Origin of the sequence: Streptosporangium brasiliense (genome assembly GCF_030811595.1) — a bacterium.
GTDB lineage: Bacteria > Actinomycetota > Actinomycetes > Streptosporangiales > Streptosporangiaceae > Streptosporangium > Streptosporangium brasiliense.
The window spans coordinates 2,274,308-2,288,829 of the sequence record NZ_JAUSRB010000002.1 but is presented as its reverse complement, the minus strand read 5'-3'; the positions used below and the strand labels follow the sequence as shown (position 1 = coordinate 2,288,829).

The 14,522-nt window shown below is 70.4% G+C and carries 13 protein-coding genes and 1 riboswitch; of the genes, 6 read left to right on the top strand and 7 right to left on the bottom strand.

Annotation, left to right across the window (positions count from 1 at the left end):
- Positions 1-266 precede the first annotated feature (266 nt).
- Entirely contained in the window at positions 267-2,327 is a 2,061-nt protein-coding gene (locus J2S55_RS19335; RefSeq protein WP_306862835.1) for a S9 family peptidase, read from the top strand.
- The gene (gene mgrA / locus J2S55_RS19330; protein ID WP_306862834.1) at positions 2,324-3,352 is read left to right on the top strand and encodes an L-glyceraldehyde 3-phosphate reductase; all 1,029 of its coding nucleotides are present in this window, start codon (positions 2,324-2,326) and stop codon (positions 3,350-3,352) included. Before J2S55_RS19335 ends, mgrA begins: the two co-directional genes overlap by 4 nt.
- A 120-nt stretch (positions 3,353-3,472) precedes the next feature.
- On the opposite strand, the gene J2S55_RS19325 is transcribed toward mgrA, so the two are convergent.
- Complete coding sequence (locus tag J2S55_RS19325) at positions 3,473-5,899, bottom strand: lysylphosphatidylglycerol synthase transmembrane domain-containing protein (RefSeq protein WP_306862832.1); 2,427 nt, start codon at positions 5,897-5,899, stop codon at positions 3,473-3,475.
- A gap of 73 nt (positions 5,900-5,972) precedes the next feature.
- Between J2S55_RS19325 and J2S55_RS19320 the strand changes: the two genes are divergently transcribed.
- The 3 genes from J2S55_RS19320 to J2S55_RS19310 all read left to right on the top strand — a co-directional run bounded on the left by J2S55_RS19320 (position 5,973) and on the right by J2S55_RS19310 (position 10,355).
- Entirely contained in the window at positions 5,973-6,410 is a 438-nt protein-coding gene (locus J2S55_RS19320; protein WP_306862830.1) for an RpiB/LacA/LacB family sugar-phosphate isomerase, read from the top strand.
- A 303-nt stretch (positions 6,411-6,713) separates the two neighbouring features.
- Positions 6,714-8,264 (top strand): M28 family metallopeptidase, encoded by a 1,551-nt coding sequence (locus J2S55_RS19315; protein ID WP_306862827.1) that lies wholly within the window; start codon positions 6,714-6,716, stop codon positions 8,262-8,264.
- 75 nt (positions 8,265-8,339) lie between these two features.
- Positions 8,340-10,355 carry a molybdopterin-containing oxidoreductase family protein gene (locus J2S55_RS19310; protein WP_306862825.1) on the top strand — a complete coding sequence of 672 codons (2,016 nt, stop codon included), beginning with the start codon at positions 8,340-8,342 and terminating at the stop codon, positions 10,353-10,355.
- Here the strand turns inward: J2S55_RS19310 and J2S55_RS19305 are convergent.
- Positions 10,333-11,124: an alpha/beta hydrolase gene (locus J2S55_RS19305; RefSeq protein WP_306862823.1), complete on the bottom strand. Its 792-nt coding sequence runs from the start codon at positions 11,122-11,124 to the stop codon at positions 10,333-10,335. The genes J2S55_RS19310 and J2S55_RS19305 overlap by 23 nt on opposite strands.
- Before the next feature lie 181 nt (positions 11,125-11,305).
- Positions 11,306-11,755, bottom strand: a complete 450-nt coding sequence (locus J2S55_RS19300; protein WP_306862822.1) for a GNAT family N-acetyltransferase — start codon at positions 11,753-11,755, stop codon at positions 11,306-11,308.
- Positions 11,756-11,846: 91 nt separating this feature from the next.
- On the opposite strand from J2S55_RS19300, the gene J2S55_RS19295 reads away from it, so the two are divergent.
- On the top strand, positions 11,847-12,314 hold the full coding sequence (locus J2S55_RS19295) for a hypothetical protein (RefSeq protein WP_306862820.1): 468 nt from the start codon (positions 11,847-11,849) through the stop codon (positions 12,312-12,314).
- Positions 12,315-12,338: 24 nt separating this feature from the next.
- Here the strand turns inward: J2S55_RS19295 and J2S55_RS19290 are convergent, their stop codons facing one another.
- The 4 genes from J2S55_RS19290 to J2S55_RS19275 form a co-directional block, all read right to left on the bottom strand.
- On the bottom strand, positions 12,339-12,806 hold the full coding sequence (locus J2S55_RS19290; RefSeq protein ID WP_306862818.1) for an SRPBCC family protein: 468 nt from the start codon (positions 12,804-12,806) through the stop codon (positions 12,339-12,341).
- A 42-nt stretch (positions 12,807-12,848) separates the two neighbouring features.
- On the bottom strand, positions 12,849-13,217 hold the full coding sequence (locus J2S55_RS19285; protein ID WP_306862814.1) for a VOC family protein: 369 nt from the start codon (positions 13,215-13,217) through the stop codon (positions 12,849-12,851).
- A 64-nt stretch (positions 13,218-13,281) separates the two neighbouring features.
- On the bottom strand, positions 13,282-13,605 hold the full coding sequence (locus J2S55_RS19280) for a DMT family transporter (protein WP_306862811.1): 324 nt from the start codon (positions 13,603-13,605) through the stop codon (positions 13,282-13,284).
- 16 nt (positions 13,606-13,621) lie between these two features.
- Positions 13,622-13,687: riboswitch (guanidine-III (ykkC-III) riboswitch) on the bottom strand.
- Entirely contained in the window at positions 13,683-14,492 is an 810-nt protein-coding gene (locus J2S55_RS19275; protein ID WP_306862808.1) for a class I SAM-dependent methyltransferase, read from the bottom strand. It overlaps the preceding riboswitch by 5 nt.
- Between the last annotated feature and the right edge of the window lie 30 nt (positions 14,493-14,522).

Genomic DNA, 14,522 nt, shown 5'->3' with positions numbered 1-14,522 from the left:
TTCCGGCCGCCCCGTTTCCGGAGCAACCCCTCAAACTTACCAGCCTCTGAGCGGCTCTGCGAACCGATCTTTGAAACCGTCGAGTTTCAGGGGATTGTCGACAAACATGGTGCAGACCACGCTGAAGTCACCGGAGTGATTGGAGTGGTTTGCGCCGGACCTCGCCGACATCAAAAGATTAGCAGTCCCTCAAGACCGCTTGAGACCGAACGGCGAAGCCCGCCGGGATCAGGGCCGGGCCCGGCGGGAAACATAGACTCGGCTGGGTGAGCAGCCAGACGCCGCCTACGGCGAAGAAGGTTCCCAGCGAGCGCGTGCACCACGGGGACACCGTGGTCGATGACTACGCGTGGCTGACAGTCAAGGACGACCCCGAGACGATCGCCTATCTGGAGGCGGAGAACGCCTACACGCAGCAGGCGACCGCCCACCTCAAGCCTTTGCAGGAAACGATCTTCCAGGAGATCAAGGACCGGACCCTGGAGACGGACCTCACCGTCCCCACCCGCAAGAACGGCTGGTGGTACTACTCCCGGACCGAGGAGGGCAAGCAGTACGGCATCCAGTGCCGGGTGGCGGCCGACGGTGAGGCGCCCCCGGAGCTGGAGGCGGGCGAGGCGCTCCCCGGTGAGCAGATCCTGCTGGACGGCAACGAGCTGGCCGGAGACAGCGATTTCTTCTCCATCGGCACCAGCGCGGTCAGCCCCGACGGCACCATGCTGGCCTACTCCGTCAACTTCACCGGCGACGAGCGCTTCACCCTGAAGGTGAAGGACCTCACCACCGGGGAGACCCTCCCCGACGAGATCTCCGGCATCTTCTACGGCGGCGCCTGGTCGGCCGACGGCACCGCGTTCTTCTACACGACCGTCGACGAGGCCTGGCGGCCCAACCAGGTCCACCGGCACACCATCGGCACCGAGGCCAAGGACGACGTGCTCGTCCACGAGGAGGGCGACGAGCGGTTCTGGATCGGCATCGGGCTCAGCCGCAGCGAGCGCTACCTCGTGCTCTCGGCCGGGAGCAAGATCACCAGTGAGATCCGCATCCTCGAGGCGGACGACCCGACGGGCGAGTTCCGCCTCGTCCGGCCCCGGGAGACCGGTGTCGAATACGGCGTCGACCACGCCGGCGACCACTTCCTGATCCTGCACAACAAGAACGCGGAGAACTTCGAGCTGGCCACCGCGCCGCTCGACGCCCCGGGTGACTGGACCCCGCTGATCGAGCACCGCGCCGACACCCGGCTGCTCGACGTCGACGCCTTCCAGAGCCACACCGTCGTGCACTTCCGCCGCGAGGGCCTCACCGGCATCCGCGTCCTGCCCGGGGGCGCCGAGCCGTACGAGATCTCCTTCCCGGAGCCGATCTACGATGTCTCGCCCGCGGGCAACCCGGAGTTCACCGCCGAACGGCTCCGCCTCGGCTACACCAGCATGATCACCCCGCCTTCGGTCTACGACTACGACCTGCGGACGCGCGAGCTGATCCTGCTGAAGCGGAAAGCCGTGCTCGGTGGCTACGACCCGGCCGACTACGAGCAGTTCCGCGAGTGGGCCACCGCCTCCGACGGCACCCGTGTCCCCATCTCGATCGTGGTCAGGAAGGGCACCGAGCGGCCCGCGCCCACCGTGCTGTACGGCTACGGCAGCTACGAGATCTCGATCGACCCGTCGTTCTCGGTGGCCCGGCTCAGCCTGCTCGACAGGGGCTTCGTCTTCGCCATCGCGCACGTCAGGGGCGGCGGCGAGATGGGCCGCCGTTGGTACGAGGACGGCAAGTTCCAGAAGAAGAAGAACACCTTCACCGACTTCGTCGCCGCCGCCGAGCACCTCAAGGCGGAGGGCTGGTCGAGCGCGATCGTCGCCCGGGGCGGGTCGGCCGGCGGGCTGCTGATGGGCGCGGTCGCCAACCTCGCGCCGGAGGCGTTCGCGGGTGTGGTCGCCGAGGTGCCGTTCGTGGACGCGCTGAACACGATCCTCGACCCGTCGCTGCCGCTGACCGTCATCGAGTGGGACGAGTGGGGCGACCCGCTGCACAACGCCGACGTGTACGGATACATGAAGTCCTACTCGCCCTACGAGAACGTGGACGGGCGGGTCTACCCGCCGATCCTCGCCATCACCAGCCTCAACGACACCCGCGTCTTCTATCACGAGCCCGCCAAGTGGATCGCGAAGCTGCGCGACCTCGCGGACGGCGGGCCGTTCCTGCTCAAGACGGAGATGGGCGCCGGGCACGGCGGCCGCAGCGGCAGGTACGACTCCTGGCGCGAGGAGGCGCTGACCCTCTCCTGGATCCTCGACACAGCCAAGGCGGACCAGTGACCTACATCGCGGCGGACGACAGATACGACGGGCTCCAGCCGTACAACCGGGTCGGCAAGAGCGGGCTCAAGCTGCCGGCGGTCTCTCTGGGGCTCTGGCACAACTTCGGCGACGACAAGCCCTTCGAGACCCAGCGGGCCATCCTCAGGAGGGCCTTCGACCGGGGGGTGACCCACTTCGACCTGGCCAACAACTACGGCCCGCCGTACGGCTCGGCGGAGAGCAACTTCGGCCGGCACTTCCGGGAGGACTTCGCGCGCTACCGCGACGAGCTGGTCATCTCCACCAAGGCCGGATACGACATGTGGCCCGGCCCCTACGGCGAGTGGGGGTCGCGGAAATACCTGCTGTCCAGCCTCGACCAGTCGCTGAAGCGGATGGGGCTGGACTACGTCGACATCTTCTACAGCCACCGGTTCGACCCGGACACGCCGCTGGAGGAGACGATGGGCGCGCTGGACCACGCGGTCCGGTCGGGCCGGGCGCTCTACGCGGGCATCTCGTCCTACTCCCCGGAGCACACGGCCGAGGCCGCCCGGATCCTGCGCGAGATGGGCACGCCGCTGCTGATCCACCAGCCGTCCTACTCGATGATGAACCGGTGGATCGAGGGCGGCCTGCTCGACGTCCTGGAGGAGGAGGGCGTGGGCTGCATCGCGTTCTCGCCGCTGGCGCAGGGCATGCTGACCGACCGCTACCTCAACGGCGTCCCCGAGGGGTCGAGGGCCTCGCTGGGGCACTTCCTCACCCCGGAGATGCTCACCGACGAGAGCATGCGCCACATCCGCACGCTCAACGGGATCGCCGAGGGGCGCGGCCAGTCCCTCGCGCAGATGGCGCTGGCGTGGGCGCTGCGCGACCGGCGGGTCACCTCGGTGCTGATCGGCGCGAGCAGTGTCCGGCAGCTGGACGACAGCCTCGGGGCGGTGGAGAACCTGTCCTTCACCGATGAGGAGCTGGAGACGATCGACAAGGACGCGGTCGAGGCGGGCATCAACATCTGGTCCCGCTCCAGCGAAGCCTGATCTCCCCGGGGGGCCTCCCGGGAGCGAAACCTGATCTCCCCGGGGGCCTCCCGAAGGGCCCCGGGGAAGGTCACAGATCTCCCCCGGGTCCAGGAAGGTCACAGGGACCTTCCCAGGCCGCTACAGGGCCTCGTGTCGCTGCAGGTAGGTGAACGAGGCCCAGCCCGGCAGCACCGGCAGCCAGAAGGTGAGCAGCCGGAACAGCAGCACGGCCGAGGTGGCGATCTCGGGAGAGAGTCCCGAGAGGGACAGGCCGGCTGTGAGGGAGACCTCGACGGCCCCCAGGCCGCCGGGGGTGGGCGCGGCGGAGCCGATGGCGTTGCCGGCGAGGAAGACGATGGCCACGGCGGCGAAGCTGAGGGAGCCGCCGAAGGCGCGGACGCTGGCGTCGAGGCAGAGCACGAAGAAGATGGTCAGCAGCAGGGTGCCGCTGAATCCCTCGATGATCTTGCGGGGCGACTGGAGCACGTCCAGCAGGCGCGGGATGACCCCGGAGAACAGCGACCGGATGCGCGCGGTGACCAGCCGGCGCAGGCGGGGGATGGACACCGCGACCAGCAGCAGCACGGCCACGGCCAGCATGATGAACACCAGCGTGCGCGACGGGGTGAAGGACGTGGCCGCACTGGAGCCGGTGATGTAGGCGAACAGCAGCAGCAGCGTGATGTGGAAGCCCAGGCCGATGAGCTGGGAGGCGCCCACACTGGCCACCGCCTGGCCCGGAGGGATGCCGCGTTTCTGCAGGTAGCGGGTGTTGATGGCGACGCCGCTCACCGCGGCCGGGGCGACCAGCTTCACGAACGACCCGGCGAACTGGACGAGCACGGTGCGGCCCAGCGGGAGCTTCTCCGGCACGAAGCCCCTGAGCATCAGCGCGGCCGCGACGTAGCTCATCATCGAGGCGACCAGCGCGACACCGGTCCAGCTCCACTTGGCCGAGCTGATCATGTTCAGGTTGATCTGGGTGATGTAGTAGACCAGGAAGTAGGCGGCGAAGGCGCTGGCGATGATGGTGATGAGAGTCCGCGGGCGGAAACGCTCCAGGCGGACCTCCTCGACCTCGACCTTGGGTTTGAGCTCGACGATCCGCTCACGGATCTCGGTCAGCAGCTCCTTGTCCTTGCTGAGCGCGGCCCTGGTCTCGCGGGTGAGCGCGATCCGCTGGAGCAGCGGGAGGGCGCCGGCCAGCGTGTTCGGCCCGGCGACGGCGGCGGCCGCGCGGACCGCGCGCTCGGCGCCGACGCGCAGGCTGAGGTAGGTGAGCAGCTGGGCGATGTCGAGGCGGAGCAGGAGGTCGCCGGCGGCGATCTCACCGCTGCGGGCGTCCATGAGGACGACGCGGCCCTCGTCGTCGACATGGATGCTGTCACCGGTCAGGCGCCGGTGCGCGAGCCGCTGGACCTGCAGGAGCAGGACCTGCTCCCAGATCTGGGCGAGCAGGTTGTCGTCGATCTCGTTGTCGGGGATGTCGGAGAGCGCGCGGGTGGCGGTGTGCTCGTAGGCGAGCAGCGCGGCCTCGGTGCCGATCTCGCTGGTGCCGACGAGCCGGGGGGTGCTGGCCCCGGCGGCCTGCGCGGCGTACGCCATCAGGGCTTCGCGCTCCAGCTCGGCGCGGAGGGAGCGGATGGCCCGGCGGCGGGTCTCGGTGTTGAGCCGGATCCGGCGCCAGAGGCGGTAGAGCAGGCCGGCGACCTGGCGGTCGCGGTCGAGGACGGTGACGTCGAGGCGGGTGCCGTCCTTGAGGCCGATGGCGTATCGCCGGCTGCTCTGGTGGTCGTCGTCGAGCCTGCGGGCCCGGACCGGGAGGTATCCCAGCTTGGCGACCGCCGCGACGATCGCGCTGCCCGGCGGGCGGGTGTTGGGGCTGCCCACGCCGTACAGGGTGGCGTAGCCGACGGCCAGGCCGACCAGGATGGAGACGACGACGCCGAGGATGGTGGCGGCGGTGGCGGCGAACAGCGCGATCGCGTTGAGCGCGACCGCGCTCCACAGGGCGGCGCGCCAGGTGGGCCGGCGGGAGATCCGCACCGCGGTGACGTAGGCGATGATCGAGGTGAGCAGCGTGTTGAGCGGCTCGACCCCCTTGCGGCCGCCGGTCAGCAGGAGCCGCAGGTCCTCGGGGCCGGCGCTGAGCAGCCACTCGCCGAGCGCGAAGGACAGCACCATCCCGGCGATGGCCGCGAACAGGCCCTCCGCCACCCGGAGGCCGTCGCGGTGGAAGACCCGCTCGATCGCGTAGGCGATGGGGACGCCCAGCATCGCCGCCCCGCTCAGCACCCCGGCCAGGCCGCTGAGCAGGAACGGCGCCCGGTTCGTGCCGTCGATGACGTCGCCTTCGAGGCCGTTGAGCGTCTTCTTGGCGACGAGCGCCAGCAGCACCACGGCCACCAGCACGAGCAGGGTGGCCAGGAAGCGCAGGAGATCGGACGGCCTGCGGATCCGCTGCGGGAGCAGCGGCTCGACGACGAGCACGACGGAATCGTCGCCCGTCGACGACCCCTTGTCGTTGGCGGGCGAAACTCTGCCGCGTTCTCTGATTTTCGTCACCGCCAGCGATTCTGCACGTTCCGCATTACAGGTGCGTCACCGATCTTCTCTTCCAGTGTCCACAATCGGAGGCATGCGTATCTCACTGGCCTCCGACAGTCTCGACGGTATAGCTCCCATCCTGATACCTGAGATCCGGAGGAGAGGCCACACGGTGATCACACACGGCGCCCTGGCGGACGAGCGCGCCGACTGGGCATGGTGCTGTTCCCGGGCCGCCCAGGACGTCACCTCGGGCGTGGCGGACCAGGCGATCGTGTGCTGCTGGACGGGGACCGGGGCGTCGATCGCGGCGAACAAGGTGCCGGGGATCCGGGCGGCCCTGTGCGTGGACGCGGCGACGGCGGCCGGGGCCCGGCGCTGGAACGACGCCAACGTGCTGGCCGTCAGCCTCCGGCTGACGTCGGCGCCGCTGCTGGAGGAGATCCTGGACGCCTGGTTCTCGGGCGGTGCCAGCGCCGACGAGACCGACCTGGCGAACATCGCCTACCTATCCGAGATTGAGAATTGACTCTCGGACCTGCGGCGATGGTGGCCTGTCCGGGCGACGGCCTGAAAAGCTGATCATCATGCGCTGCAGCCGGACCGCCGCCGCGGTCCTCCCGCACCCGGCGGCCCCCGGCCGCACGCGCTCACGCCCACGACACCACGACCGTCAAGTGGGCCGGAGAACGTCCCGAAGGCTGATTCGACTCCGCTCGATAACAAATGTGGAGCCGGTCTTTAAAGATCGCGATTACCCCTACTACCGTCCGTCTTATCGCGATCGCGGGGGATTTCCTGCTCCACTCTTGCCAGTGCTAGAGGAGTTTGCATGCGCGCACGCGTCCACAAGGGCCTGCTGGCCTCGATCGCCGCGGCTTCGGCCATGGCCCTGCCCGTGATCTCCGTCACTCCGGCCGTCGCCGCCGGGCCGGACCCCCAGGCGTTCAGCCGGTCGGTCAAGGCCCCGGCCGTCAAGCAGCACTTGGTGAAGCTCCAGCAGATCGCCGACGCCAACGGCGGCACCCGGGCGTCGGGCACCCCGGGCCACGAGGCCTCGGTCGACTACGTGGCGGGCAAGCTGCGTGCCGCCGGATACCAGGTCACCCTGCAGGAGTTCGAGTTCCCGTTCTTCCGTGAGGTCACCAGGACCGTGCTCAACCGGATCTCGCCCGCCGCGAAGACCTACGTGCGCAACACGGACTTCCGGACCATGACCTACTCCGGTTCGGGCAACGCCACGGGGACCGTGCAGGGGGTGGACCTGGTCCTGCCGCCGAGCCCGACCCCCAGTTCGAGCTCCGGCTGCGAGGCGAGCGACTTCGCCGGGTTCACCCCTGGCAACATCGCCCTGCTCCAGCGCGGCACCTGCAACTTCCAGGTCAAGGCCGAGCTCGCGGAGGCGGCCGGCGCCTCCGGTGTGATCATCTTCAACGAGGGGCAGCCGGGCGAGGGCCCCAACGACCGCCGGATCCTGCTGACCGGCACGCTCAACGCGCCCACCACCCACATCCCGGTCGTCGGCACCACCTTCGCCGTCGGCAACGAGCTGGCCGCCGCCGGGACGACGGTGACGCTCACGGCCGACACCGAGAGCGACCCGCACCGCAAGACGCGCAACGTCCTCGCGGAGAGCCGCTGGGGCGACCCGGACAAGGTCGTCATGCTCGGCTCCCACCTCGACAGCGTCACCGAGGGGCCGGGCATCAACGACAACGGCTCCGGCAGCGCGGGCATCCTGGAGACGGCGCTGAAGGCGAACCCCGTACCCACCAGGAACAAGCTCCGCTTCGCCTTCTGGGGCGCCGAGGAGCTGGGTCTGCTCGGCTCCAAGCACTACGTGGCCGGCCTGTCCGCCGAGGAGAAGGCGAAGATCAAGCTGTATCTGAACTTCGACATGATCGCCTCGCCGAACCACATCTTCGGGATCTACGACGGCGACGACTCCGACGCGACCGGCGCCCCGGCGGGCCCCGCGGGCTCGGACAAGATCGAGAAGCTGTTCGAGACGTACTTCACCAAGCTCGGCCAGCCGTACACCGGCACCGACTTCACCGGCCGCTCCGACTACGGCCCCTTCATCGAGGTGGGCATCCCCTCCGGCGGCCTGTTCACCGGCGCCGACGGCGTCAAGACAGCCGAGGAGGCCGCCAGGTTCGGCGGTGAGGCCGGGGTCGCCTACGACGAGTGCTACCACCAGGTGTGCGACACCATCGCCAACGTCAACGACAAGGCGCTGGCGGTGAACACCGGCGCGATCGCGACGGCGGCGTTCGTCTACGCCCACAGCCGCGACCTGCCCGGCGGCGGCGCTCCCAGCGGCAGCCGGCCGGGGACCGGCGGCGGCGGTCTCGGGCACGACCACGAGGACGTCCCCATGTGACACCGGCCGATCGGGCGGGGGACGCGGCCGGACCGGCCGCGTCCCCCTTTCACGCGCGCGGCTAAAGTCGAGGGCATGTCTCAGGATGAACTTCGGGTCCTGGGCGCCTGTCCGCTGGACTGCCCGGACACGTGCTCATGGGTGGTGACCGTCCAGGACGGCAAGGCCGTCAAGATGCGCGGCAACCCCGACCACCCCTACACGCGCGGCGCGCTCTGCGTGAAGGTCAACCGCTACCTTGAGCACACCCGGGCGCCCGACCGCATCCTCCATCCGATGCGGCGGGTGGGCCCCAAGGGGTCCGGCCGGTTCGAGCGGATCAGTTGGGACGAGGCCCTGGAGGAGATCTCCGTACGGCTGCGCGGGATCATCGACGAGCACGGCGGCGAGGCGATCTGGCCCTATCTGGGCACCGGCACGTTGGGCTACATCCAGGGGTCCGAGGGCGCGGCGGGCCGGCGGTTCTGGAATGTGCTCGGAGCCTCCAAGCACTTCCTGAACATCTGCTCGACGGCGGGCAACGTCGGGCTGGCGCGGACCAACGGCACGCCCGGCGGGATGGATCCCGAGACGTTCGCCCTGTCGAAGCTGATCCTGCTGTGGGGCACCAACACGCTGACCAGCGGGCACCATCTGTGGAAGTTCATCCAGGACGCCCGCGCGGCCGGGGCGCACGTGGTGGCGATCGACCCGGTCCGCACCCGCACCGCCGAGCAGGCCGACGAGCACCTGCCGATCCGGCCCGGCACCGACGCGGCCCTGGCGCTCGGCCTGCTGAACGTGGTCCTGGCCGAGGGGATGGAGGACCGCGACTACCTGGAGGAGCGCACCAGCGGCTGGGAGGGGTTCCGCGAGGAGATCCTGCGCCATCCTCCGGAGCGCGTGGCGGAGATCACCGGGCTGCCCGAGTCCGACATCCGCGCCCTGGGCGTACGGCTGGCGCACACCCGGCCCACCGGCATCCGCGCCACGATGGGCCTCCAACGGCACGCGGGCGGCGGCACCGCGATGCGCGCGATCGCCGCCATCCCCGGCGTGACCGGCGACTGGCGCCGCCCCGGCGGCGGGATCGCCTACTCCACCAGCGGCCACATCCACCTGAACATCGACACGCGCGAGGACCTGCTCGCCCGGCCCGTCCGGCAGCTCACGATGACCCGGCTGGCCGAGGGGCTGGACGAGTCGGTGAAGTGCCTGTGGGTCTACGCGGCCAACCCGATGGGCTCCACCTCCGACCAGAACCGCGTCCGCGAGAAGCTGCTGCGCGAGGATCTGTTCACCGTCGTGATGGAGCAGTTCCCGACCGACACCGTCGACTACGCCGACATCGTGCTGCCCGCGACCATGCAGACCGAGCACATCGACCTGCACGCGGGCTACGGGCACATGTATCTGATGTGGAACGAGCCGGCCGTCGAGCCGCCGGGTGAGTGCCTGTCCACCATGGAGACGTTCCGGCGCCTGGCCCGGCACATGGGCCTGACCGAGCCGTCGCTGTACGACTCGGACCTGGAGCTGGCCGAGCAGCTGCTCGCCTCGGGGCACCCGTCGCTGGAAGGCATAACGGTCGACCGGCTGCGCAAGGAGGGCTGGGTCCGGCTCAACGTGCCGCAGCCGTTCACGCCTTTCGCCGGCGGCTTCCCGACGCCCTCGGGGAGGCTGGAGTTCGGCTCCGGACCCGCCTACGTCCCCCCGCACACGGCCTCCGCCGGGCGCGGTCCGTACCCGCTGGCGTTGATCACCCCGGCCTCCCACACGTTCCTCAACACCACCTTCGGCAACAACCCCGAGCTGCTGCGGCGCTCGAAGGGGCCCCGGATCCTGGTCAGCCCGGCTGACGCCGCGCAGCGGGGGCTGAGCGACGGGCAGCCGGCGCGGGTGTTCAACGACAACGGCGAGTTCGAGGCCGTGGTGGAGATCAGCGACCGGGTACGGCCCGGCGTGGTGGCCTCCGCCAAGGGACACTGGCGCAAGCTGAGCCCCGGTGGCGCGACGGTGAACGCCGTGGTGGACGAGCGCGACGCCGACATGGGCCGGGGCGCCGTCTACCACGACAACCTGGTCGAGCTCAGCCCTTGTGCTTCTCGATGAAGGCCACGACGGCCTGGAGCGCCTTCGGCCCCTGGTCGCCGGTGAACAGCCGGCTGGCGTGGTCCCCGCCGGAGAGGACGAGCAGCTGGCGGTCGGCTGACTTCACGGCCTCGTTGTAGACGACCTGCAGCATGTCGAGCGGGGCGTCGGGGTCGGCGTCCCCGGTCACCTGGAGGAAGGGGGCCCTGAGCTCGTCGACCTCCCCCGGCTGGATCGTCCCGGAGATGCTGATGACCCCGGCCGGCGGGGGCTTCAGCTCTCCGGCCGCGAGCAGGGAGACCCGTCCGCCCATCGATCCGCCGACCAGGAACACCTTCTCCGCACCCGCCTTGCGCAGCCGCCCGGCCATCGCGACGGTGTCCTCCTCAGGGGCCGCCGTGTTGTTCCGGTCGAACAGCAGGACCCGGTGTCCGGCGGCGACCAGCCGGTCGGCCAGCGGGAGCCAGGTGCACACGGTGCCCTGACGCTCGTAGGAGACGACCACTCCCACGGGCCCCTTGCCCATGATCACACCCTTGGTGGTGGTGCCGCCGCGTTTGTACTCGAAGAGCTCGCCTGTCTTCTCGGTGACGCAGCCGTCGATGCCCGCCTCGGCGGAGCTCTCGGTGGAGCTGGGGACGGGGCTCGCGGCGGGGGTGGGGGTGGTGCTCCGGGTGAGGGTCGGTCCGGGCTGCGCGGTCGCCGGGCCGTCGGCCTGGCCGCCGGCCGTGCTCCCGCAGGCCGCCAGCAGCACGGCCAGTGCCCCCAGGCCCAACGCGTGTCGTCCCATCGCTGTCCTCGTCAATTCGCTCTCCCTGTCGGCGCGGACGGATTCTGTCAACGTGGACGGATTCTGTCGGCGCGAGCGGATCTTGTCGACGTGGACGGATTCCGCCGGTGCGGGACAGAGCCCGTCGGTGCGGACGCCTCCCGCCGGCGCGGGGCGGAGCCCGTCGACGTGAGCGGAGCCGTCAGCTCAGCGCGAGCTTGTACCCCTCGTGGGAGGCGACGAAGCCGAGGGAGTCGTAGAACCGGTGGGCGTCCTTGCGCGCCTTGTCGGTGGTGAGCTGGACCAGCGCACAGCCACGGGCCCGGCCGCGCTCGACCGCCCACTCCATCATCTGGCGGCCCAGGCCCCTGCCGCGCAGGGCGGAGACGATCCGGACCGCCTCGATCTGCATCCGGAGCGCCCCCCGGCGGGAGATGCCCGGGATGTAGGTGAGCTGCATGGTGCCCACGACCTCACCGTCCAGCTCCGCCACGATCAGCTCGTTGTTGGGGTCGGCGTCGATGGCCTCGAAGGCGGCGCGGTGCTCGGCGCCGAAGTCGCCGGTGCGGGCGGCGGAGATGGTGTCGTCGGCGATCATGCCCACGATCAGCGGGACGTCCTCTATCCGGGCGGTACGGAAGTTCACTGCCATGGCGGCCAACTTATCGGGGGGACGGAGCTCAGGGGCGGGTCAGGGTTGCTCCCCGATGTGGACAAGGGGCTCGGAAGGGCAGTCTGATGCCATGAACGACGAACTGACTCGACGTGACGAGATGTCCCTCGCCGGAGCGGCGCTGCGCGGGGCGCCGTGGAAGGCCGCCGCGGTGACCGGCGGCGTGGCCGCGGCCGCCAGCTTCGGCATGGGCCTGATCCTGCCCGGGGACGCCAGCCTCACCTGGGCTCTGTCGCTCGGCATCGGCCTGTTCACGCTGATCGCGGCGGTCGGCTCGGTCAGCAGGCCCAAGACCGGCGACCGGGTGACCCGGCAGGCCCGTCTCTGGGCCCTGCGCCACCCCTGGCGGTTCTCCCTCTACCCGGCGCTGGGCGCCGCCGCGCTCATGTATCCCGTGCAGCTGATCGTCGACGACGAAGGCGTCTTCGGCGCGGCGCTGGACGCGCTCCAGGGCGGTGTCGCGGTGTATCTGGTCACCGCCGTCCTGGCCCTGACCCTCAGGGGACGGGGGCAGTCGTCCCTGCCGCACGGTGGCTGAGCGGGTCCGTCCCGCCGGCGGCTCTCACGCCCGCTCGGCCACCCGCTTGATGCCCTCCAGGGTCCGCCGCATGTTGGCCTCGTTGTGGGCGACCCGGTCCCGGACACCGGTGACGAGGCCGCCGATGACCCGCATGAGGGGGTTGCGGGTGGTCCAGGTGCTCTGCTCCACGTGGCAGCCCGTCTCGGTGGGCGTGATACCGAAGCGCCAGACGGCCACGTGGATCAGACCGGCGGCCTGGACGTGGTAGGCGAAGGCCCGGCCGGGCTCGGCGGTGATCACCGTGCAGAGGGTGGACCAGCGCCGCCGCCCGTGCCTGTTGTGCCCGCGGAACCTGGCCCCGGGCCGCGCCTCCCGGACCGGTCCGACCCATCGGGCCCGCTCGCACTCCACGTTCCAGTCACCCATGTCGGTGATGTCGGTGACCAGGTCGTAGACCACCGCGGGCGGCGCCGCGATCTGGATGCTCACGGACGCGCTCGGGGGGCTCATGACCGCAGCATGTCCGACAGAACATCACTCCGGCAAGGGCTGCTACGCCTTCTCGTACCCCGCGCGGCAGACGCAGAACTCGTTGCCCTCCGGGTCGAGCATGGTCACCCAGCCGGTGCCGTCGGGGTTGCGCCGGTCGTCGTGGACCGTGGCGCCGAGCCCTAGCAGCCGCTCGACCTCCTGGTCGCGGGTGGTGCCCTCGGACCCGGTGACGTCCAGGTGGACGCGGTTCTTGACCGTCTTGCCCTCCGGGACCCGGATGAACAGCATGTTCAGCGCGCCCTGGAGGAGGATCTCGTCGTCCTCCTTGCCGCCGTCGGGGTGGATCACCCAGCCGGTGGCCTCGCTCCAGAAGGTCGCCAGCTCGTACGGCTGGGCGCAGTCGAAAGTCACGAAGTGAACGTCAATCATGCGCACACCCAATCGCGACACCACCTAAGTCGTCAAACCGGTTAGCCATGGCGCCCGCGCGGGATCAGTGCCCGCCGCCGGCGAGGTTGAGGCCGACGACTCCGGCGAGGATGAGGGCGATCGAAGCGATCTTGAGGAACGACACGTCGTCGCCGAGGAACAGCATGCCCAGCGACGCGGTGCCGACGGCACCGATGCCGGTCCAGACGGCGTAGGCCGTACCGACCTCAAGGCTCTTGAGACCGACCGCGAGCAGGCCGAAGCTGAGCACGGCGAAGACGACGAATCCGACGCTCGGCAGCGGCACGGAGAACCCGTGGCTCATCTTGAGCGAGTAGGCCATCGCGACCTCGAACAGACCCGCGACGATGATGATGACCCAAGCCATGACGGCTCCCTCCACAGGAGCGTCGTCTTTTCAGGCCGGGTACGGCGCGTCTCGTCCGGGAGCCTCCCGTCGGGGGCTCATCCGCTGGAACGCTGCGGGTCTCCTTCTGATTCCCACCAGAGTGTGAACCACCGCTCGCGCGGCAGCGGCCACATGTCCAGCTCGACCACCGCCGCGATGACCTCTGCGGCCCGGTCCTGACCGAGGCAGAGCCGCCGGCATGCGCTCTCGGCCAGCTCCTCCAGCGTGCCGAAGCGGCTCAGCGGGGCCGGCCGCCACTCGTGGCGGACCTCGTGGCCGAGCGCCTCGGCGACGGCGATCACGTCGTGGGCCGTGGGCCGCTCCGGGCGGCGCAGGCCGTGGAAGTGCTCCCACAGGGGGGTGAGCCAGCTCATCGGATGGCGCTCGGTGAGCTCCAGGACGACCCGGCGGCGGGCGTGGCCGGACAGCTCGGTGAGGAAGGCCGCCAGGTCGGGCACGTTGTAGACGACGTGGGCGGCGACCGCCACGTCCGCCACCGGGGTCTCGGCCGCGACGTCGGGCCACCGGCCCCGGACGGTCCGGACGGGGACGCCCAGCGCGTCCGCCCGGGACGTCAGCTCGGCCAGCATGTCGGCGGAGGGATCGACCGCGATCAGCTCCCCCAGGCTCCCGGCCAGCGGCAGCGAGGCGGCCCCGGCGCCGGCGCCGACGTCCAGCACGGTCCCCCCGGCCGGGAGCGCCTCGGCGGTCCGGGCGAGGGTCGGCCCCTCCGGCTCCGCGAGCGCGAGGTCGGTCCGTCCGGCGAACCGGGCCGGCGAATGCCCCCAGGGGTTCTCCGGCGCCCGCGCCACGATCTCGTCGGGGATGGCCCACTGGGCGAGGTCCGATCGCCACTGTTCGTCCATGCGGCCGAGCTTAGGAAAATTCGCCGGGCC